This window comes from Haliea sp., assembly GCF_040221975.1.
Lineage (GTDB): Bacteria > Pseudomonadota > Gammaproteobacteria > Pseudomonadales > Halieaceae > Haliea.
The window spans coordinates 53908-74277 of record NZ_JAVJWR010000016.1 but is presented as its reverse complement, the minus strand read 5'-3'; the positions used below and the strand labels follow the sequence as shown (position 1 = coordinate 74277).

General features: G+C 64.3%; 16 protein-coding genes. 6 read left to right on the top strand and 10 right to left on the bottom strand.

The features are described from left to right. The first annotated feature begins 13 nt into the window (after positions 1-13). The 4 genes from RLO07_RS06270 to RLO07_RS06255 all read left to right on the top strand — a co-directional run bounded on the left by RLO07_RS06270 (position 14) and on the right by RLO07_RS06255 (position 2839). On the top strand, positions 14-730 hold the full coding sequence (locus RLO07_RS06270; RefSeq protein WP_462291279.1) for an SAM-dependent methyltransferase: 717 nt from the start codon (positions 14-16) through the stop codon (positions 728-730). Then, entirely contained in the window at positions 711-1904 is a 1194-nt protein-coding gene (gene chrA / locus RLO07_RS06265; protein ID WP_462291278.1) for a chromate efflux transporter, read from the top strand. The genes RLO07_RS06270 and chrA overlap by 20 nt, the downstream gene beginning before the upstream one ends. Positions 1905-2019: 115 nt before the next feature. Further along, the gene (locus RLO07_RS06260; protein ID WP_462291277.1) at positions 2020-2307 is read left to right on the top strand and encodes an encapsulin-associated ferritin-like protein; all 288 of its coding nucleotides are present in this window, start codon (positions 2020-2022) and stop codon (positions 2305-2307) included. Between the two features lie 7 nt (positions 2308-2314). Continuing rightward, positions 2315-2839, top strand: a complete 525-nt coding sequence (locus tag RLO07_RS06255) for a lipocalin family protein (RefSeq protein ID WP_462291276.1) — start codon at positions 2315-2317, stop codon at positions 2837-2839. 55 nt (positions 2840-2894) lie between these two features. Here RLO07_RS06255 and RLO07_RS06250 read toward each other — a convergent pair whose 3' ends face one another. Together RLO07_RS06250 and RLO07_RS06245 are read right to left on the bottom strand one after the other, a co-directional pair. After that, positions 2895-3227, bottom strand: coding sequence for a hypothetical protein (locus RLO07_RS06250; RefSeq protein WP_462291275.1), 333 nt, complete (start codon positions 3225-3227; stop codon positions 2895-2897). Between the two features lie 173 nt (positions 3228-3400). After that, positions 3401-4825 carry a Y-family DNA polymerase gene (locus RLO07_RS06245; protein WP_462291274.1) on the bottom strand — a complete coding sequence of 475 codons (1425 nt, stop codon included), beginning with the start codon at positions 4823-4825 and terminating at the stop codon, positions 3401-3403. Between the two features lie 206 nt (positions 4826-5031). On the opposite strand from RLO07_RS06245, the gene RLO07_RS06240 reads away from it, so the two are divergent. Then, the gene (locus RLO07_RS06240; protein WP_462291273.1) at positions 5032-6912 is read left to right on the top strand and encodes a DUF885 domain-containing protein; all 1881 of its coding nucleotides are present in this window, start codon (positions 5032-5034) and stop codon (positions 6910-6912) included. A gap of 30 nt (positions 6913-6942) precedes the next feature. On the opposite strand, the gene RLO07_RS06235 is transcribed toward RLO07_RS06240, so the two are convergent. The 4 genes from RLO07_RS06235 to RLO07_RS06220 form a co-directional block, all read right to left on the bottom strand. Next, complete coding sequence (locus tag RLO07_RS06235; RefSeq protein WP_462291289.1) at positions 6943-7152, bottom strand: DUF2788 domain-containing protein; 210 nt, start codon at positions 7150-7152, stop codon at positions 6943-6945. Between the two features lie 43 nt (positions 7153-7195). Further along, positions 7196-7633 carry an OsmC family protein gene (locus tag RLO07_RS06230; RefSeq protein ID WP_462291272.1) on the bottom strand — a complete coding sequence of 146 codons (438 nt, stop codon included), beginning with the start codon at positions 7631-7633 and terminating at the stop codon, positions 7196-7198. Between the two features lie 98 nt (positions 7634-7731). Next, the gene (imuA, locus tag RLO07_RS06225) at positions 7732-8460 is read right to left on the bottom strand and encodes a translesion DNA synthesis-associated protein ImuA (protein ID WP_462291271.1); all 729 of its coding nucleotides are present in this window, start codon (positions 8458-8460) and stop codon (positions 7732-7734) included. A 157-nt stretch (positions 8461-8617) separates the two neighbouring features. Continuing rightward, positions 8618-9631: an AraC family transcriptional regulator gene (locus RLO07_RS06220; protein ID WP_462291270.1), complete on the bottom strand. Its 1014-nt coding sequence runs from the start codon at positions 9629-9631 to the stop codon at positions 8618-8620. 108 nt (positions 9632-9739) lie between these two features. On the opposite strand from RLO07_RS06220, the gene RLO07_RS06215 reads away from it, so the two are divergent. Next, positions 9740-10933 (top strand): alkane 1-monooxygenase, encoded by a 1194-nt coding sequence (locus tag RLO07_RS06215; RefSeq protein WP_462291269.1) that lies wholly within the window; start codon positions 9740-9742, stop codon positions 10931-10933. 51 nt (positions 10934-10984) lie between these two features. Here the strand turns inward: RLO07_RS06215 and RLO07_RS06210 are convergent, their stop codons facing one another. The 4 genes from RLO07_RS06210 to RLO07_RS06195 all read right to left on the bottom strand — a co-directional run bounded on the left by RLO07_RS06210 (position 10985) and on the right by RLO07_RS06195 (position 20306). Further along, the gene (locus RLO07_RS06210; protein WP_462291268.1) at positions 10985-12535 is read right to left on the bottom strand and encodes a cation:proton antiporter domain-containing protein; all 1551 of its coding nucleotides are present in this window, start codon (positions 12533-12535) and stop codon (positions 10985-10987) included. Between the two features lie 50 nt (positions 12536-12585). Further along, positions 12586-14736 carry an acetyl-CoA hydrolase/transferase C-terminal domain-containing protein gene (locus tag RLO07_RS06205; RefSeq protein WP_462291267.1) on the bottom strand — a complete coding sequence of 717 codons (2151 nt, stop codon included), beginning with the start codon at positions 14734-14736 and terminating at the stop codon, positions 12586-12588. A gap of 82 nt (positions 14737-14818) precedes the next feature. Continuing rightward, positions 14819-17590, bottom strand: coding sequence for a hypothetical protein (locus RLO07_RS06200; protein ID WP_462291266.1), 2772 nt, complete (start codon positions 17588-17590; stop codon positions 14819-14821). A gap of 37 nt (positions 17591-17627) precedes the next feature. Continuing rightward, the gene (locus RLO07_RS06195) at positions 17628-20306 is read right to left on the bottom strand and encodes a sensor domain-containing phosphodiesterase (protein WP_462291265.1); all 2679 of its coding nucleotides are present in this window, start codon (positions 20304-20306) and stop codon (positions 17628-17630) included. Positions 20307-20370: the final 64 nt, after the last annotated feature.

Here is a 20370-nt window from a genome sequence, read left to right as displayed (position 1 = left end):
GGGAGGATTGACCATGGCTTTTAACTGCCCGGTCAGCACCTGGAAAGCGGACCAGCTGATCGACCAGCTTGCCCTGGCCAGGGGCCAGGCGGTGCTCGACGCCGGCTGTGGCAATGGCGAGTTTCTGCTGCGCTTGCTGGCGCGTACCGGGGCGACAGGCACCGGGGTGGATAGCAATGCAGCCAGTATTGCGGAGGCACAGGACCGCGCCCGTGCCACTTTGCCCAATGGCAGTTGCCGGTTTCTGGCCACACCCATGGCTGACGCCGATGTCGCTCCGGGTAGCTTTGATGCCGCCGTATGCCTCGGTTCCACTCATGCCTTCGGGCGCGGCCAGGCCGCCTGGCCCAATGCCCTGACGGGACTTGCCCGGCTGGTGCGGCCGGGAGGGCGCCTGTTGCTGGGCGAGGGGTACTGGCGGCAGCCGCCGGACCCCGCGTACCGGGCCCTGCTGGGGGAGCCGGTGGGTATTTACCATGATCATGCCGGTAATATCGCGGTGGCCGAGCAGGCGGGACTGGTGCCCCTGTACGCCATGGTCAGCAGCGACGATGAGTGGGACGATTTCGAGTGGGGCCATCGCCAGCCTTTCGAACTGGCTGCCCTGGCCAATCCGGAGGACCCCGAGGTGCGGCAGCGCCTGCAGGCGAGCCGCGAGTGGCGTGATGGTTACCTGCGCTGGGGGCGAGACACCATGGGTTTCGGGCTCTATGTATTTCTCCGGCCCTGATTCAACCCGGATCTGTCCAGGTTTTCTGGAGGTCTTCTGGCGCTTTCTGCTGTTGGGCTGCGTCAGCTTTGGGGGCCCCGCGGCCCATATCGGTTATTTCCAGCAGACCTTTGTACAGCGTCTGCACTGGCTGGACGAGGCGGCTTATGCGCGCCTGGTGGCCCTGAGCCAGTTCCTGCCGGGGCCGAGTTCCAGTCAGGTCGGCTTCGCCATCGGCTACCGCCGCGCTGGAGTACCCGGAGCCATGGCGGCCTTCGTCGGATTTACCCTGCCGTCCTTCCTGCTGATGCTGGGCGTTGCAGTATGGTCGGCGTACGCTGCTGATAGCGGTGTGCTGGATGGTCTGGTCCGCGGGCTCAAGTTGCTCGCCGTGGTGGTGGTGGCCGAGGCGGTTCGCACCATGGCGCTGGCGTTCTGTCGTGACGCTACCACCACGGTCATCGCCGGGTTGACCGCGGCGCTGTTGCTGCTGGTGTTGTCACCCTGGGCCCAGTATGCGGCCCTGTCGCTGGCCGCAGTGGCGGGGTGGGTATTGCTGCCCCGGCAGGGCGCCGGCGCCGCGTCGCAGGTATCCACCAGGGCCGGGGTGCGCTGGCTGCCGCTGGGCCTGTTTGGCCTGCTGTTTTTCGGTCTGCCACTGTTTGCCCTTGGTGAACCGGTCTGGGGCCTGTTCAGTCAGTTCTACAGCAGTGGCAGCATGGTATTTGGTGGTGGCCATGTGGTCCTGCCCCTGCTGCAGCAGCACTTGGGTGAGGCGGTCAGTGAAGACCGTTTTCTGCTCGGCTATGCCGCCGCCCAGGCGGTGCCCGGGCCAATGTTTTCGCTGGCGGCATTTCTCGGCGCCGATCTGCTGCCAGCGGCACCGGTGAGCGGCGCCCTGCTGGCGACTGCAGGAATTTTCCTGCCCGGCTTCCTGCTGGTGCTGGCCCTGCAATCGGTCTGGGAGGTATTGGCGGCGCGGCCGCGGATCATGGGGCTGGTGGCCGGCGTGAATGCCGCAGTGGTGGGCCTGTTGCTTGCAGCCTGGGTCAACCCGGTGGCGTTGGCGGCAATCAACGGCTGGCTTGATGCTGTACTCGCGCTGCTGGGCTGGGTATTGCTGTTTCGCTGGCGTCCGCCGATTCTTGCATTGGTGGCGGGTTTTGCTGTTGCGGGTGTTGCCCTGAGCCTGTGATCCCTGCCTCGTGAGACTGGATTGGTCAATAGTCACGAAGCCGCTACACTATGAAGCGTAGCGGACCGCCGGTCCAGGGGTTCCGCGTTCACTGACGTTGTACAGGAAAACATCTATGTCCAATGAAGGTTACCACGAGCCCATTGCCGAGCTCAGCGACGAAACCCGCGACATGCATCGCGCCATCGTTTCCCTGATGGAAGAGCTGGAGGCCGTGGACTGGTACAACCAGCGCATGGACGCCTGTAAGGATCCGGAGCTGAAAGCCATCCTCCGACACAATCGCGACGAGGAAAAGGAACACGCGGCCATGGTGCTGGAGTGGATTCGGCGCCGCGATCCGGTACTCGACAAGGAAATGCAGGATTACCTGTTCACCGACAAGGTCATTGCCCACGAGTAGCGCGGCAGTGCGCGCCTTCGCACTGGGTTTATTGCTGCTGCTGGGCGGCTGTCTGGGGACCCCGCCGGGGGTGGAGCCGGTGGGGAACTTCGATGCCCAGCGCTACCTTGGTATCTGGTACGAAATCGCCCGTCTCGATCATGTTTTCGAGCGGGGCCTTGATGGCGTTACCGCCACCTACAGCCTGAATGACGATGGCAGTATCCGGGTGCTGAACCGCGGCTATCGGGCCGAAACATCCGAGTGGGCCGAGGCTGAAGGTGTGGCTCGCTTTGTGGACGACGATAGCACCGGTCACCTCAAGGTGTCTTTCTTCGGACCGTTCTATTCATCGTATGTGGTGTTCGAACTGGGCCGGAATTACGACTATGCTTTTGTCTCCGGCTTCAACAACAACTATGTGTGGTTGCTGGCACGCACACCGGAAGTCAGCGCCGAGCTAAAGGAACGCTTCCTGCGGCGGGCGGGCGATCTGGGTTTTGCAGTGGATGAACTGCTGTTTGTTGACCAGGGTCGGAATGTCGCGCCCTAGCGCGGATGCCGACCCTGGTCCCGTCCCCGCGAGGAATGCTGCTCCGGCGGGGTGATTACATGGACACGCCCATCAGCTGCCATTCGCCGTCCTGGTTGTCTTTTTCCGTGTAGCGATACTTGACCTTGGCACCATCCGGTGCATTTTCGATCATCGCGTTCTTGGGTTCCTTGAACTCGACCCGATTGCGACGGTTCAGGTTGCACTCGCTGCCTTTCTCCGCGCGGTTCGCCGAGTGGAAGGCGACATAGACATCGCGACCCATCTGTTCGGCTTTTTTCTTGTCCACGGTGCCCTCCAGGATACAGTCCTGGGTCACTTCCGCCAGGGCGCCAGTAGCGAACAGGGGCAGGGTGGTCAGTAGCAGTGCTTTCATCATGGTTTTCATGGTGTATCTCCAGTCTGGCGTCTCGCGACGCTGATCTTTCCGGGCTGGCAACCCCGCGTGGAGGTGCCGACCTCTTGTCTGGAACCATCATAGGGGCATTGGCGGCGATTAATCTATCGCTGCAATGTAACTGTCACAATAAGTTCACAATTGTAGTGTAGGGCAGTCCCGGCTCAGGCAAACAGGCCGTGGACATACCACTGCCGCCGCAGGCGGTCGTGGAACAGCCAGTAATACTGCCCCCTGGGGCCCCGGGCGATGTAGTAATCGCGACTGACCGGTTCCTGCCACCAGTTGTCCTCGATGCGCTCTGGCCCGGCGACCAGCTGTAGCGGGCCCTGCCACTGCAGCAGCCCCTGCTGCTGGCGGACAGGCTGTGGCTCCGGCAGCAACCAGAACGGGCGCTGGCCGCAGGGTTGGCCGGAGGGCGCGCGCGCCGTGGCTTCGCTGCTGACCTGCAGGGCCAGTTCCGGCAGATGCTCATCCCGGCAGCCGATGTTGAGGATGGCCTGCAAGCCCAGACGGCTGCGCAGACGGTCCAGCAGGGCCTGCATGGGTTCGCGCTGGTTGTGGGGGCTGAACAGGTCGATGCTGGCGCTGCGCCCCGTCAGCAACTGGCGGCATTCCAGCGTCAGACCCTCAATCCCCGTGCGCAATTGCAGGCGGTCCAGCTGCAGCTGGGTGAGCTGGTACCAGTTTTCCCAGTCGCTGTGGCGGCTGCTGCTGCGCACCTGCAGGTGCTGGACCTTGCGGTCAGTCGCCAGCAGCTGCCACTCGATCTCCTCTGTTTGCAGCTGGGTCTGGCGCAAAAACCCGCACAGGGCCTGCAGCAACTGCTGTACGGCGGGCCGCAATTCCGCGGTGGTCTTGACCTCATAGCCAAACCAGTGTTGATCGCTGAAGTGGCCGGGGGGGCGATAATCCGGCTGCAGGTCGGTTTCCCGCCCCAGCATCTGCCGCAGCCAGTGGACCATGGCCTTGCCGCAGCGCCGGCCGAGCGCGGCTTCGGGCAGTGCCAGCAGGTCTCCCAGCTGCTGCAGCCCGGCCCGATGCAGGGCGGCAACCTCGTTCGGGAAGTCGTCCAGCAGGCTCAGCGGCAGGGCATTCAGCTGCTCCTGCCAGCCCTCGGTGCCGCCGCTTGCCAGTCCCTCGGTGCCGAAGGACAGTAGCCACGCTGCCTTGGGGGTCGGTGCCAGGCCAGTCTCCACCCGGTAGCCGCGCAACTGAATGCCGCAGTGTACTGTTTGCAGCAGCGCCTCCAGGCCGTGGAACAGGGCCAGGCAGCCACCGACTTCCAGCTGCAGGCTGTCTCCACGCCAGGGATGCAGGACAGGAGTGATGCCGTAGGCCCAGCAGCACAGCTGTTGCAGGCAGCGCTGCTCGGCATCCTGGTCTCGTGTCAGTAACAGCAGCGGCTCGCTGCCAGCGAGAGCGCGGACGGTGGCTGCAGCCATGCCCTCGCGAATCCCCAGGCTGGCAGCGCAATCATTGGCCCGCAGCACTCGCTGCCGGGCCAGTACCACTACCGGCTGCGTCTCGCTCAACGTCTGGCACTGCAGGGGCAGTTGCGGAAACCGCAGGCACAGCCAGAGGCTCACTGCCCGCACTCCGGTCGCTTGTCGGCAGCGGGCATTTTCCCCAGGCTGGCATAAATACTGTACATGCATACAGTATCAGGGGTTGGGTCGCCATTGTCCAGCGCTGGCGTTCGATTGGCAATCGGGGCAGAAGTGCGTCATTATGCGCGCCGGTTCGGCCGTTAAAAATGGCCAAATGATATGAAATGTCTCTAAATGAGGTGAAAATGTCGCTAATCAAATACAAGCTGGCTTTGCTGCCCCTGGCGCTCGCTACCACGCTTGCCGCCTGCTCCCGTGATGAGGTCCCCGCCGACCAGCCCGGGCCCGGCGCCACCGAAGCTACCGAAATTGTATCCAAGGCCGTGGCGGATAGTGCGGTGACCGCCGCGTTCCGCACCTTCCTGGAAGAAAACTACGCGGTGGACATGGCCCGGTATCCCTATACCGCCAGCAAACGCGGTATCAAGCTGAACCACGATCAGTGGGACCCGGTTGCCGAGGAATTCCAGCAGGAGACCCGCGAAATCAACGAGGCCCGCCTGCAGCAGCTGGCGCAGTTTGATCGCGCGGCCCTGTCACCGGCAGACCAGCTGTCCTACGACCTGTACCAGCTCGACCTGGAGCGGCAAATCGACGCCGACAAATTCCGTCACCACCAGTTTGTGATCCACCAGTTCCGTGGTCCGCACACCCAGGCTGCCAGCAACCTGGTCAATATCCATCGGGTGCGCGATCTCGCCGACGCCGAAGCCTATATCGGCCGCCTCAACAATATCGGCTCCTGGTTCGACCAGGTAATTGCGCAGATGGCAATCCGCACCGAGAAGGATCTGCTGCTGGCGGATTGGCAGTACCCGCAGATGCTGGAGTCGGCGCGCAATGTCATCCGCGGGGTGCCTTTTACTGCCGAGGGTGAGGACTCCACCCTGTGGGAGGATTTCCAGGGCAAGGTCGAAGCCCTGGATATAGATGCCGAAACCCGTGACCGGCTGCTGACCGAGGCCCGCCAGGCACTGGTCGAGGTCGTGGAGCCAGCCTACGAGCGCCTGATTGCCGCCATCGAAGAACAGGCAGAACAGGCAACCGAAGCCGATGGCGTCTGGAAATTCGCCGATGGCGATGACTTCTACGCAGAGCGCCTGCGCTGGTTTACCACCACCGATCTGACCGCGGATGAGATCCACAACATCGGCCTGCGGGAGGTGGAGCGTATTCACGGCGCCATGCGTGCAATTATGGAAGCCGTGGAGTTCGAGGGCGACCTGGCCGGGTTCTTCGAGTTCATGCGTACGGATCCCCGGTTCTATTACCCCAACACCGATGAGGGACGCGCCGCTTACCTCGCTGATGCCACCGCCGCCATTGACGCCATGAGCCTGCGTCTGCCGGAACAGTTTGGCCTGCTACCGGAGGCAGAGATGATCGTCAAGCGTGTGGAACCCTTCCGCGAGCGCTCGGCCGGCAAGGCATTTTACAACGCACCACCTGCGGACGGCTCTCGCCCCGGTATCTACTATGCCAATCTGTACGACATGAGCAGCATGCCCACCTATCAGCTGGAAGCCCTGGCCTACCATGAGGGGGTCCCCGGCCACCACATGCAGCGGGCGATTTCCATCGAGCTTGAGGGTCTGCCCGAGTTCCAGCGCTACGCCAGCTTTACCGCCTTCACCGAAGGCTGGGCGCTGTATACGGAAGAGCTGGCCAAGGACATGGGCATGTACTCCGACGAGTGGTCCGACTTCGGTCGCCTGGCCATGGAGCTGTGGCGTGCCTGTCGCCTGGTGGTGGACACCGGCCTGCACAGCAAGCGCTGGACCCGGGAACAGGCTATCGATTACCTGGCAGAAAACACGCCCAATTCACGGACCGATGCCACCAAGGCCATTGAGCGCTATATCGCCATGCCCGGGCAGGCTACCGCCTACCTGATCGGCAAGCTGAAGATCATGGAGTTGCGGGAGCGCGCCCGGGCCGAGCTGGGCGAGCAGTTTGATATCCGCGCCTTCCACGATGAAGTGCTGAAGCACGGCCCGGTGCCGCTGTCTATCCTGGAAGACAACATCGACCGGATGATTGCCGATACCCTGGCGGCCAGGGGCTGAGGGTAGAGCGGTCCGGCATGCCGGCGTCGTCTAGACGCCGGCGTTCTCCAGCATCCAGGTAATGATCACCTTGATCAGGAAGCCGAAGATGCCCATTGCCAGGCCAACGTAGAGGATGATGGTACCGAATTTGCCGGCATTGCTGCGCTTGGCCAGGTCCCAGACGATGAATATCATGAACGCGATCAAGGCGCCCACGCCCAGGGTCACCCCGTAGTCGCTCAGCCACTGATCCACTATCCTGCCCCGCCCGCTGTTCCGTCGCCCGCTGTCACGCTGCCTTTCATCCGGCCTGGTCCACCGTGGCATGCAGGTGGATGGTGCTGTTCAGGGAATTGCTGACCAGACAGTTGGCTTCGGCTTTCTCCAATAGCTGCTTTGCCTTGTCTGCATCCGTATCCGCGGGCACGTTCAGGTGGGCGGTCACTGTCAGCTCGGTAAACCGGGTCACCCGGTCGATGCGTTCCAGCTTGCCTTCCGTGCTGCATTCAAGGGCGGTCCAGTCCAGCCTGGAGGCGCGGGCAATGGCGCGAAAAGTGAGAATAAAGCAGTCGGTCACCGCGCCAACCAGCAGCGCCTCCGGTGACCAGTGGCCACCGGGGCCGCCAAACTCCTTCGGAGGTGTTGTCTCCAGTGCCGGCACATCATTGCCCTCCAGGGTAACAGTGCCTTCAGGCGCCGCTTTCGCGGACACATGGTAGTGATGGGGTAGTTCCTGCATGGGGGTTGCTCTCCATTGCGGTAAAGGTTCCGGTTCCGGCTATTGGACCGCCGTATCGGTGAGAGTCTCCATGCTAGAACAATAACAATTGATTTGCCTCAATTCGCGCCCAATGCAGTGCCGGCAGCGGCGGCTGGTGGCCAGGCTGGCAGTTCCCACAGCTGTGGCTGATGGGGCAGCTCGTCTTCCGGCGCCAGATCCACATCCAGCCCCTGGCGACCGCCGCGCTGCTTGAGGATGTGGACCTTGCGGTATTCGCGCATTTGCAGCCGCAGCCCCGCAGGTGCACTGTCGGCGGCGGCTTGCTGGGGTCGGAACAGGACGCACAGGGTATCGCTGGCGGCAGCGGCCAGTTGCAGCTTGCGCAGTTCGCTGTAGCGGTAATGCCCGGCCCCCAGCCAGCTGAATACGGCGCTGCAGGTAGTGCTGCGCAGGGACTGCTCAATACTCCAGAGCAGGTCTTCCCGGCTGCGGGGATGCACCAGCAGAACCTGTTGCGTGTCGATGCCGCGGGCTGCGAGCAGGGGCGCATAGGGTGTCCAGGGCGGAGCGATGAAGGCCTGCCAGCGGCCCTGGGCACTGAGCCGCTCCATGGCCGGCAGGAACAGGCCCATGGCGCCCATGCCGCAGCTGTCGCTGAGCACCTCGATGGCGCTGGCCTCGGGCCAGCCGCCCTGGGCCAGGGCGGCATCCAGGGCCCGGTAGCCGGTGCCGAGGCCGCCGCGGTGGGAATCGTGGTTGGCTGAGAGCGGCAAGCCGTTGAAGCAGCGGCTGCGGCCGCGCCAGGTGTCGTGGCGGAGAATAACCTGTTCCAGTGCTTCGTTCATGTTTGCGTACCTCCAGAAAGAGCCTGTCGTGTGCTGTATGGATATACAGTAGTCGGCTCTTTCCCGGAATGCAAGCGGATACCCGCAAGCTCGCCGCGAGACCACAACCGACCTGCCTGCCCAGGCGACAGGTCGACAGCAGGGCGGGGCGCAGCGGCTACTGTCGGCGCCAGGCCGCCGGCGAGCAGCCGAACCAGCGCCGGAAGGCGCGGCCAAAATTCGCCTGTTCGCGATAGCCGAGGACTTCTCCCACCTCGCCGATATTGAGCCGGGCATCGCGCAGCAGCCGGGTTGCATGTTCCCGCCGCAGGTCCTCCACGATTTCCCGATAGCCGGTACCCTCGTGCTGCAGGCGGCGGATCAGGGTTCTCGGGGTCAGGTGCAGACGGGCGGCGAGTTGCTCGAGGGGGGGCACCGGCAGGGGATGCCGCCGGCTGTCGGCAAAGTGGCTGTCGAGCAGCATCCACACCCGCTCTGCGGCGCTGCTGCGGCTGTCCCGGCTGGCGAGGATATCGCGGCAGCGGGCGATGTTGGCGCGATACACGGCCTCGTCGTGCAGCGGTGACGGCAGTTGGCACCAGATCGCCGGGATCGAGATCGAAGATACCGGGGCATTGAACACGACTCTGGCATCGTAGCCCGCGGTCAATGCCTCGCCATGCGCTGGTGAAGGCTGGGTAAAGGCCACTACAACATTGGGCCCCACGGGATGGCCGAGGATAGCCGCCAGCAGGGATTCCAGAACCTTGAACACGATTTCCTCGAGCCAGGTCGCAAACTCGGGGTCACCGGTCAGGTCTTCCAGGATCAGGAAGAAGCGCTCCGCTTCCCGGTGGGTGGCCGCGCCCATGGTGTTGGTGCGCACCGGATGGTAGCGGGCCATGATTTCCAGTGCTGCGCCGAGGGTGGGGGCGCTCAGCGCTGCGAATCCCAGCGGACCGTGGGAGGCGATATTGAACTGGGCCCCCAGCTCCAGGGCCCAGGCCGGTGAGGGCTGGCGCCTGGCATAGTTGCGGAACAACCGTGCCAGCGCTGCCCAGGGCACATAGTCCATGGTCGCCAGCGACGCCGCCGTGAAACCGGTTCCCGCCAGCAGCTCGGCGGCTGGCACCCGTTCCGATTGCAGGACCAGGCGGGCATAGGTGGCGGACAGTTCCAGTGCGCGCGTCATGACAGCCCCGGGTGGCGTAAAATGACCAATATTATGTCATTTCATGAAACGGTGCTAGCGGCTCCCGCGGGGCTACACTGTGCGCACGGCGTTACTGGAGACAATAACATGAGTGTGACCTACAGCCTTGAGCACCCCGACAAGGGGCACATCGAATACACGGACAAGAAGCGCTACCTGTGGATGTCGTCACTGTTCATGCCCCTGTTCCCGATGCTGGGTATTGCCCTGTACTTCGCCTGGGGTTCACAGTGGCTGCTGGCCATCCCCCTGGTATTCACCTACCTGGTGATCCCGCTGCTGGATTACGCCCTCGGCTCCGACACCAACAACCCGCCGGAGGAGATCGTGCCGCAGCTGGAGGAGGACCGTTACTACCGGTTGCTCACCTGGTTCACCGTGCCGATGCACTTCATTGTCCTGATTGCGATCGCCTGGTTCGTGGGCACCCAGGAGCTGACCGTGTGGTCGATCATCGCCCTGGCGATTACCGCGGGCAGCTACAGCGGCCTCGGCATCAATACCGCCCACGAGCTGGGCCACAAGAAGCCGGCGCTGGAGCGCCTGCTGGCGAAGATCGTGCTGGCGGTACCGGCCTACGGCCATTTCTGTATCGAGCACAACCGCGGCCATCACAAGGATGTGGCCACGCCGGAGGATCCCGCCAGTGCGCGCATGGGGGAATCCATCTACAAATTCATGCTGCGCGAGATCCCGGGCGCGTTCCGTCGCGGCTGGGCGGTGGAGGCGGAGCGGCTGCAGCGTCTCGGCAAGGGGCCCTGGAGTGTGCACAACGATATCCTGCAGTCCTTTGCCATCAGCGCCGTGCTGCAGGGCGGCCTGGTGATAGCCTTCGGCTGGGTGATGATTCCCTTCCTGGCGCTGCACAATGTCTGGGCCTGGTACCAGCTGACCAGCGCCAACTACATCGAGCACTACGGCCTGCTGCGCCAGCGCGAGGCCGACGGCCGCTACGAGCGTTGCCAGCCACACCACAGCTGGAATGCGAACTACATTTTCAGCAACATCGTGCTGTTTCACCTGGAGCGGCATTCCGATCACCACGCCAATCCCACCCGCCGCTACCAGAGCTTGCGCAACTTCGAGGACATCCCGGAACTGCCCAACGGCTACTACGGCATGTACCTGCTGGCCTATATCCCCTGGCTCTGGTACCGGGTCATGGACCCGCGCCTGCTGGCCCTGCCGACTGTCCGCGGTGACCTCGACAAGGTCAATATCGACCTGGACAAGCGCGACGCCATTTATACCCGCTACGGCAATGGCCCGGCCGCTGCCTGAAATGCCAGGGTCTGGCATGTCTGCCACGGGGCCGGGGCCCACGGGCTAGACTCAGACATCGGCAGCCAGCGCGCTCAGGGTCCGGTCCGCCAGCCCCATGCCGGCTTGGTACATGGTCAGGTAGGTGTGGGTGGCGCCGGCCTCGGTGATACGTGCCACGTGGTCCTCGTGCAGGGCGTGGGAGACGATGGGACCGGTGAAGCCCTTGGCGCGCAGGCTGCGGGCGGCAACCACCTTGGCTTCGATATCATCCATGGCCAGCACCGCGGCCTCGATTGTGGTCACATCCACGCCGCGCCAGAAATTGCTGTCCTCGGCGTCGGCAAAGACCACATTGCGACCGGCTTCCTGGTGAGCCTTGGCTTTGTACGTATCCCCATCCAGGCCCGCTGGCAATTTGCCCTGCTCTCGCAGGTGGTCATAGGCGGCGGTACCGGTACGGCCCATGCCGAAGATCAGCACGTCGGCGGTGCCCAGGTTGGTGGGCTGCTCATCGGGGTGAATGGTCCGGCGTTCAAACCGCTGCAGACGATCCTCGAGACGCGCGAACAGGGGATGGGCCAGGCGATTCAGCGGTGCGGCGATAAGGAAGGAGATCGAGACTGCCAGGGCCAGCGGTACCAGCCAGTCCTGCAGCACCACGGCGGCGACTATCAGGCCGAACTCACTGTAAGCGGAAAGGCTGACGGCGGCGAGGAAGGAAGTGCGGGCGCGCAGCCGGAAGGCAATCAGCAGCAGGAAGAACAGGAGGCCCTTGAGTGGCAGGATGATGCCGACGCCGAGCGCAAACAGCAGCGCCTCCAGGTCCGGCAGGCCGGACATGCCGATCTCGAGGAAGAAGCCCACCAGGAAAATCTCCCGCAGGGGCCACAGGGATTCCGACAGTTCCTGGGCCCGGCGGTGGTTGGACAGCAGTACGCCCATCAGCAGGGCGCCGATCTCCGAGCTCAGGCCCATGGCCTGGAAACCCATGCCGCCGATGACCAGCGCCAGCATCATGCCCATCAGCACCAGCAGTTCATCGTGGCCGGCAAAGTCCAGCAGCCAGTACATCAGCGGCCGCAACAGCGGCAGCCCGAATACCGCCAGGGCCCAGATATTGGGAGTCTGCCCGCTCCAGATCGCCAGCACCACCAGGGCAATGACATCCTGGACGATGAGGATGCCAATCGCGGTACGGCCGTGGAAGACCGCCAGTTCGCGTTTCGACTCCAGCAATTTCGCCGCCAGCACGGTGGAGGAAAACGAGAGCGCAATGGCCAGCAGCAGTGCCATGTTCCAGTCCAGTCCCACCAGGTAGTAGAGGCCGGGCGTGAACACGGCAATGCTGATGGCGAAGTGCAGCAGCGCCCCTCCCAGCACCTGTGGCTGGGCAATCTGCTTGAGCTTGAGCTTGAGGCCTACCGTGAACAGAAGGATCAGTACACCGAGGTGGGCGACGTAGTGCAGGATCTTGCTGGTGTCGGAGGGCAGCCCGAGGCTCGGGCCCACCAGATTGATGGCGAAGCCGGCGGCCAGGAACCCCACCAGTGGCGGCAGGCCGACCTGGCGCACCGCCAGGCCGAAGAAAAACGCAAAACTGATACAGATGACTTCGAACACGATCGGCGCCTTGTCAGCAGCTGCCCCCCCCGGGCGGCGTCAGGGAGATGTTACCGCACTTTCAGCAGGCCATGCTCCTCCAGTTCCAGCATCAGCAGTTGCTGGATGATGAATTCCTTGCTGCTGTCCGGGTGCATGAGGTGGATACGCTCCAGCCAGGGGCGAGCCGCCTCCTTGTCGCCGCGGTGCAGCAGGGCGCGCACGATTTCCCTGAGGAAATGCGCGGGCTCCTCGCTCAGGGCCTTGATGCGCCGCAGGCTGGCGCTGAGAGTCAGCTCCTCGGGGGTCAGCTGGGTGCCGAAGGGGTAGGACGGCAGCAGGCCATCGGCAATATGGCTGCTGAGCGCGGTGGCTATGCGGTAGGGGGTATTGTCCCGGGCCTCCACCGGTATCTCGTAGTCAGCGGGCAGCTTGCCGTGCTCTATGGCCCAGTCCGCGAGCTCCCGCTGGAAACGGCTGTCCGCAATCGCGATCAGGCGCCGGATAATCTCGGCGTCACTCTGCCCGCGCAGGTCGGCGATACCATACTCGGTGACAATGATGTCCCGCAGGTGGCGGGGAATGGTAGTGTGGCCATAGTGCGGCACGATATTCGATTGCAGGTGCTTGCCCTTGCCGCGGGTGGCACGGATGCACAGGATCGAGCGTGCGCCCGGCAGGTCGTGGGCCATGGCGACAAAGTTGTACTGCCCGCCGACGCCGCTGATCACGGTGCCGTCTTCGAGTGCATCGGAGGTGACCGCACCACTGAGGCTGACCATCATGCCGGTGTTGATGAAGCGGGCGTGCTGGCGCTGGGCGCTGTACAGCGGGTAGTTGAGCAGCAGCTGGTTGGTGCGCTGGACGCTGGTCATGCAGATCCTGTCGTGACCGGCATCGTCCAGGTCCCGCAGTTTCTGGTAGAAATCCCGGGGCCCGAGAAAGAAGCCGCCGTGCAGCACCCGGCCGTGGCGCAGCTCGGTTCCCGCTGTCGCTCGCAGCAGTGCGGCGCGGGTGTCGGGATCGTCCATGTCGTTGCACAGCAGTTCGCCGTGCAGCTTCAGGCTGTTCCCGGCAATTACCAGGGCCTCGGGCACCAGGCCCCAATGCTGCAGCTCGGCCAGTACCGGCGCATCCAGCAGGCGCGGCATCAGGCCGCAGCCGCGGGCGTAGTCCAGCATGGCCGCGTCGATGGCGGGAGTGATGACGCCGTCGTTGAGACCCCGCTGCAGCGCCAGCTGGTCAAATACCCGGCGTTTGACGACGCCCGCTTCTATCAGGTGCAGCATGCCGTTGACGAACATCTCGGTGGAGACGTACAGGCCCTCGTTGAATACGGTGGGCTCGGCGGCACAGCCGCTGTCTATCCTGGTCAGGTTCTGCAGCAGCTCGCGCCAGGCCTCGTGGTGGTGATGGCGCAGGATGCAGGCGTGGGCCACCGCATCCCCCAGCGAGCCGATACCGATCTGCAGGGTGCCGCCGTCCACTACCAGACTACTGACATTGAGCGCGGTGGCATAGTCCGCCGCCGGGATCGCGGCGTTGGGCACGGCAAACAGGGTGCGGTGGTAGTCGGCATTCTCCACCACGCCATCGAACAGGGACGCGGGCACTTCCGCATCGTGGCGCATGAATGGCAGGTCCCGGTGCACCTGGGCAAAACAGAGGAATCCGTCCTGGTCACCATCGCGGCGCTGGCGGATAACATCCAGCGCCACGTCCGGATTGCAGGACAGGCTGAGTGACGGACCGGCATCGGTTTCCCGCGCCGCCACCAGCTGCACCAGCACGTTCACCCCCGCCGCCGCCATGTCGCGGGCGATGTGGGTGTAGTTGCTGGAGATGTAGTTCTGCTGGGCGGAGGGCAGTCCCTTCATCGAGCCCGCCTTGAAATACAGTTCGCTGACCTGGATGTTGGCCGGCATGCTGCCTGCCCGCAGGGCCTCCATGTAGGCCAGGGGCTCGTAGTCCCCGAACAGGCGCTCGACGATGGGGCCGGCCAGCTCCGCCTCAATGTGACTGGCGGGCTTGGGTACCTCGAGGGACAGCGCGGTGTAGATGTGCAGATCGATTTCGGGGTCCTCGACCGCACGCCGGAAAAAGGCGTTCATGAGCTGCACCGGTTTCCCCAGCCCCAGCGGCGCGCCCAGTCGAATCTGCTTGCCGAGAGTGGCAATGGCATGGTCCACGCAGGCTTCCGCCGTTTCAAACATCCGGGTCATGGTCTGGTTTCTCCTCGTATACTCTTCCGGTTATGTAAGCACAGCAGGGTCCGGTCTGTCTTGATCTGGCGCAATATCCGCATTAGCCGCTGTCGCCGTCGAGGGTGCCATCGCCGTCGCGATCCAGTGCCATCTGCTGCCCCATGCCCGGCGGCACACAGGTGAAGGTGAGCTCCTGGCCGGGCCGTGTCGCGATGGTCAGCAATTGTTGCAGCCCGACGCTGTCCTCGCCGCTGCGGTCGGTCTGGAAGCGGCCATCGGCCAGCAGCAATGCGCCCCGTTGCTCACCCTCCAGCACACCGTGTACCACCAGGTCGCATTCGGCAGCGGCAACGCCGGCCCGCGCCAGCAGCAGGTCCAGACGGGCCCGGGTGGCCGCGTCCGGCTCGGCGCCAATGGTCAGCTGTTGGCCGACGACAGGCGCCAGATTGCCGTCGAAGGCGAACATGAAATCCACTACCTGCTCGCGCTGGGCGTCACTGGCAAAGCCGAACACGCTGCTGGCGAGGAAGTTGCTTATCGTGTCGATACCGCCGTCGTGCAGCAGGCCAAAGCCGCGCACCTGGTCACCGGTGAATTCCGCCTGTTGCCCCGGGCGCGGGACGCTGGCCCCGAACATGCCCACCTTCTGGTACAGGTTGCGCAGGTGCACCACCTTGAAATCCTCGGTGATGCCCGGGCCCTCGTTGGTCATCAACCCGGCGGTGCCGAACTGCCGCGCCTCGACATCCAGCACGTGGCAGTGGTCGCAGGTGAGGGCGCCGCCAGTGGTGAGTTCCTCCTGGAAGACCCGGCGCCCCTCGGCCTGGTCCGGGGTGAGACTGTTGTCGAGATTGCGGATGGCGTTGGGTGGCGGGGTGATCGCCAGGGCAAAGTCGGTGAAGTCCTGCAGCAGGTCCGGTGGCAAAATCGCTTCCCGACCGAGCAGTTCGACAAAGGCCGGATTGAATTCCTTGAACGCCGCCGCCTCCAGGCTCTCCCGTTCGCCGCGCACGATGGCCCGGTTCTGGCCGCCGCGATCCCCGCGCCAATGCATGGGCCCGCTGTCGGCCATGCCGCGGAAGGTCTGGGTGGTCATCGGGCCCTTGAGGGGGTGGAATACGCCCTGGGTCGGTCCGCGCAGGGGCACGAATTCGTTGCGGTTCTCGAGCAGGTCTCCATCCGGGTTGCCGAGGTCCCAGGCCAGGCCGTCGACGTCGCCAAAGATGTGGCAGCTGGCGCAGGAGGCGGTGCCGTTGGCGGAGGTCAGCTCGGCGTCGTAGAGCAGGCGTCGGCCGCGCTGGATACTCACTGCCTCCGGGTTGAACAGAGTCTCTGAGGCGAGCACCTCGCCGCTGCCGGCGTGGATGGCAGTGACGGTGTTGGTGTAGCGGGACAGGGTGTAGAGGGTGTCGCCGGCGGCATTCAGCGCCAGGCCACCGGGGCCGCCGCCGGGTACGGAAATATGGCGGCTGGCCGCGGGATCATAGCGCCCGGCCTCCAGGTCCGCGGTGGCGATGGCGGCAATGCGGTTGGAGCCGAAAGCCGCGAGATAGAGTGTGTCACCGTCCGGGCTGATCACCATTTCCTGGGGCTGGGCCAGGCTCAGGGCCTTGTCGCTCGCCGCCAGGGACGCACCCTCCGGCAGCGAGAAGTCGACATGCGGGTTGAGGTGGTTGGCAGTCACCGTGCCGCCCCGGACCACGCTGATGCGCTGCTCGGCGATATGGCCGCGTACACTGCTGGCCGAAGTGCCGGGTCCCTCGAAGCGGACCCGGTTGCGGGCCTCGGTATTGCTGACGTAGATTGCGCCGGTAGCCGGGTTGCTGGCGACATTGAACAGCACTGTACCCAGCCCCTGCTGGCTGCCCAGCAGGCGTGGCGTGCCGGCCATGGCATCCAGGGTAAAGAGGTCCAGATCCGGCAGGTTGAAGCGCACCTTGTGCGACCAGTCGCGGCCGGATTCGTCGACCCAGCGCTCGCCGTCGAAGCCTACAATCAGGCCTGTATCAGGTTGCCGAACGCCCTCGTGGTTCTGCACGGGTCCCGGCTTGGCGTCGGCGACTTCCGCTTCGTTGAGCAGGGTCGTGGTCTGGTTGCCGGAGAGGAAAGCCGCCGCGTATACCCGACTGCCGTCGGCGCTGCGGGCGAGGCCGCGGGCACTGTCGGCAAACAGGTTGATGATCGCCAGGGGCTCGCCCCCGGGGCCGGCGCCGGGGGCGTCGGCATCGAATATCCAGACATCCGCCCGGCCCAGGCCCGGGGTCTTGAGATCGGCGGCGCTGAATCCGGGGTGGTTCTGGCCGCGGTAGGCAGCGGTGATAAACGCGCGCCGATTGCCGGGGCCGGCAAAGACAATGTCCCGGGGCTCGTCTCCGACCAGCAGGGTGCGGACCACGCGGGGCGCGGCACCATCCAGGCGGACAATACTGATGCTGTCCGACAGATGATTTACCACCCAGATCTCATTGGCGCTGGCAGCCGCGACTGCCACCGGTTCCAGGCCCACCGGCACACTGCCCGCAGGCGACAATTGCCCATCGGCGATGTCGAACAGTTCCAGCCGGTGAGCCGGGGTATTGACCACAAACAAGCGGTTGCCATCAGCTGACAGGGCGATGGGGCGCACCTGGCCACTTTCAAACAGGGTGCGCCCGGCGGCGTCTGCCGGGTCCGGTGTCGGCTCCGGCTCCGGACCCGGCTCGGGCTCGGGCTCGGGCTCGGGTTCGGGTTCGGGTTCGGGTACTGGCGTGACCGGCGTGGACGGTGCGTCGGGTTGCAGCACCGGGTCGCCGCCCCCGCTGCCGCCGCCGCAGCCTGCCAGCAGGATGGCCGCAAACAATGCCGTAACCGTTCTTGTCGCTCGTGCTGCCACGATGGGCACCTCCGCAGTGGTTTGGTTCCTCACACGTTCACGTGTCCTGGCTGCGCAGCCAACTCGCCGGTGGACGCCAAGCGGCGAGCCACTCGGCTATGCCGGTCGCGGGCATCGGCCTGGCGATGCCGAACCCCTGGGCCAGCTCACAGCCAAGTTCCAGCAATTTCAGGCCATGGGCCTCGGTTTCCACCCCCTCCGCCAGCACTTCCCGCCGGAACGCGGAGGCCAGGCCGAGTATCCCCCGGAGAATTGCCATGTCATCCTCATCCACCAGCATGTCGTGGACGAAACTGCGGTCGATTTTCAGGGTCCGGGCCGGCAGTCGCTTCAGATACATCATCGACGAATAACCGGTGCCGAAATCATCCAGGGCGAATTTCACCCCCATCGCGTCACAGGCTGCCATCACCGACGAGGCATGCTCAATATCGTCAAGCGCGCGGGTTTCGGTAATCTCCAGCTCCAGCAGCTCGGGCGCTACCTCCGGTTGCTTCCGCAGCCGGGCCTGGAGATCCTGGACAAAGCTGTCCTGCTGTAGCTGGGAGGCGGATACATTGACGCTGACAGGAAGAGTCAGGCCGGACCGGCACCACGCAGCGATCTGGGTCAGGGCAGCGTCGATCACCCACCGGCCCAGCGCGAGCGAAAGTGCGTGGTTCTCAATGAATGGCAGGAAGGCATCGGGAAGCAGCAGTCCCTGCCGCGGATGCTGCCAGCGAACCAGCGCCTCGGCCCCCACGACCTGCCCTGTTCGCATGTTGACCTTGGGCTGATAGAAGAGCACAAACTCGCTTTTTGACAGCGCCTGGCGGATCTCCTCAAGTTGCCGGTTGTGACCTTCCCGGGCGCGGTGAAAGGCCGTATCGAAAACGTGAAAACGATTCTTGCCCTCGACCTTGGACAGGTACATGGCCTGGTCAGCCTGGCGCAACAACTGGTCGGCGTCGATCTCTTCATGCTGGGGATAAAAGGTGACTCCGATGCTCGCTGACACCTGCAGGGCGTGCCCGTCGATGGTAACCGTCTCTGCAGAAGCCTCCAGCAATCGCGCGATGACCGGTTCGCATGACTGCGGGTTGGTATCCTGGTCCACCAGTACGACGACAAATTCGTCGCCCCCGAGGCGGGCCAGGGTGTCCCCGGCCCGAAGCGCCCCATTCATGTGTTGAGCCAGTGCCCGCAGCATCCTGTCGCCGACATCATGGCCGTAGCGGTCATTGATGTCCTTGAAGCCATCCAGGTCGAGGTAGGCGATGGCGATGCAGGTGTTGTGCCGATGCGCCTGCGCCATTGCCTGTTGCAGACGGTCGGCGAGCAGATTCCGGTTGGGCAGGTCGGTGACCGTGTCAAAGTGGGCAATGCGCTTGAGCCTGGCGTTGGTCCGGTGCAGCGCGTCGGACTGTTCGCGCAACGCGGTCTCCACCTGCTTCTGCGCAGAGATATCCCTGACTGTACCCTGGATCGCCGCCTGGCCGAACCATTCGGTACGGTTGAGAAGCACGCTGCAGCTGAGTTGCTGGCCATCCAGGCGCTGATGCTGCCACTCGAACAGGGCGGAGCCTGCTGCCATTGCGGAGGCCAGGTGCGCCAGTGCCCATTCGTTAGAGGGGCTGCCATCGGGCTGCAGCGGAGGTGACAGATCCACCAGCGTCAGCCGGGTGAAGGCCGCTTCGTCGGCAACGCCAAACAGATCCAGCGCCGCGCTGTTGCAGGCAACGAAAGCCCAGTCGGGCGGGGTTACGACCATTAAAGCATCGCGGGATTGGTCGAACAGTCGGCGGTAGCGTTGTTCGCTTTCCCGCAGGGCTGCTTCGGCAGCTTTCTGTTCGCTGATATCGAAGGCGATTTCCATGCGTACGATGCGGCCGTCATCCCAGGGAATGGCGCGGTCGTGCAGCTGGAACCAGCGCTGCAGTGCCGGATTGAAGTGCTCCCAGGACACCGGGGGACCGGGGTTGCCGTCGGCATCCAGCAGGCGCGCGCTGCTGCAGAACGCACAGGGCCCCGCCTGTCCCGTCTGCATGGTCTGCCAGCAGACCTGGCCAACCACATCGCCCACGAGGTCCCTGGCGTGACTGTTGAGGAACAGGACCTCATGGCTGTCCATGTCGGCGACATAGACGGCGGCATGGGTGCCGTCAAGAATGCTCTGGAAGCGTTCGTTGGCCAGCGTAAGTGCCGCGGTTTTCTGTTGCAGGATGTCGGCGGAGCGCTCGCGCTGAACGACATTGGCCAGCAGGTTCGCAAACAGGCTCAACAGATAGCGCTCGTCTTCGCCGTAGTCGCGACATTCCCGCACTGCGTCAAAACCGACAAAGCCGGTTACTTCGCCATCACAGAGGATGGGCGCCGTCAGCAAGCTTTGAATGTTCTGCGCTGCCAGTAAACGCTTGAGTGGCCCCGCTGCCAGGCTGCCGACGTCGGCGACAACCAGGCACTCCCCACGGCGATGGACCTCGACCCAATCCGGCATCGTCGCCAGCGGCAGGCCCTGCAGACTGTCGATCTGGGGCGCAATACCCGCGGCACACCATTCATGGGTATTGGTGCCGGTCCCCGCTGTAAAGTCATAATCGAAGACATAGGCCCGGTCGGCCTGGAAGAAGGTCGCCATCTGGCCGAGAGCGGCGTGGACAGCTGCGTCAATCCGGTCCAGGGGCAGGTTGATGAACGTCATGGCGATGTCCAGTACCAGTGACTGGAATGAATCCATGCGTCCCGTGCCAGCGGCACCATCCCTGGTGGTTGATGGCAACTGGCCCACGCTGCTACCTCGC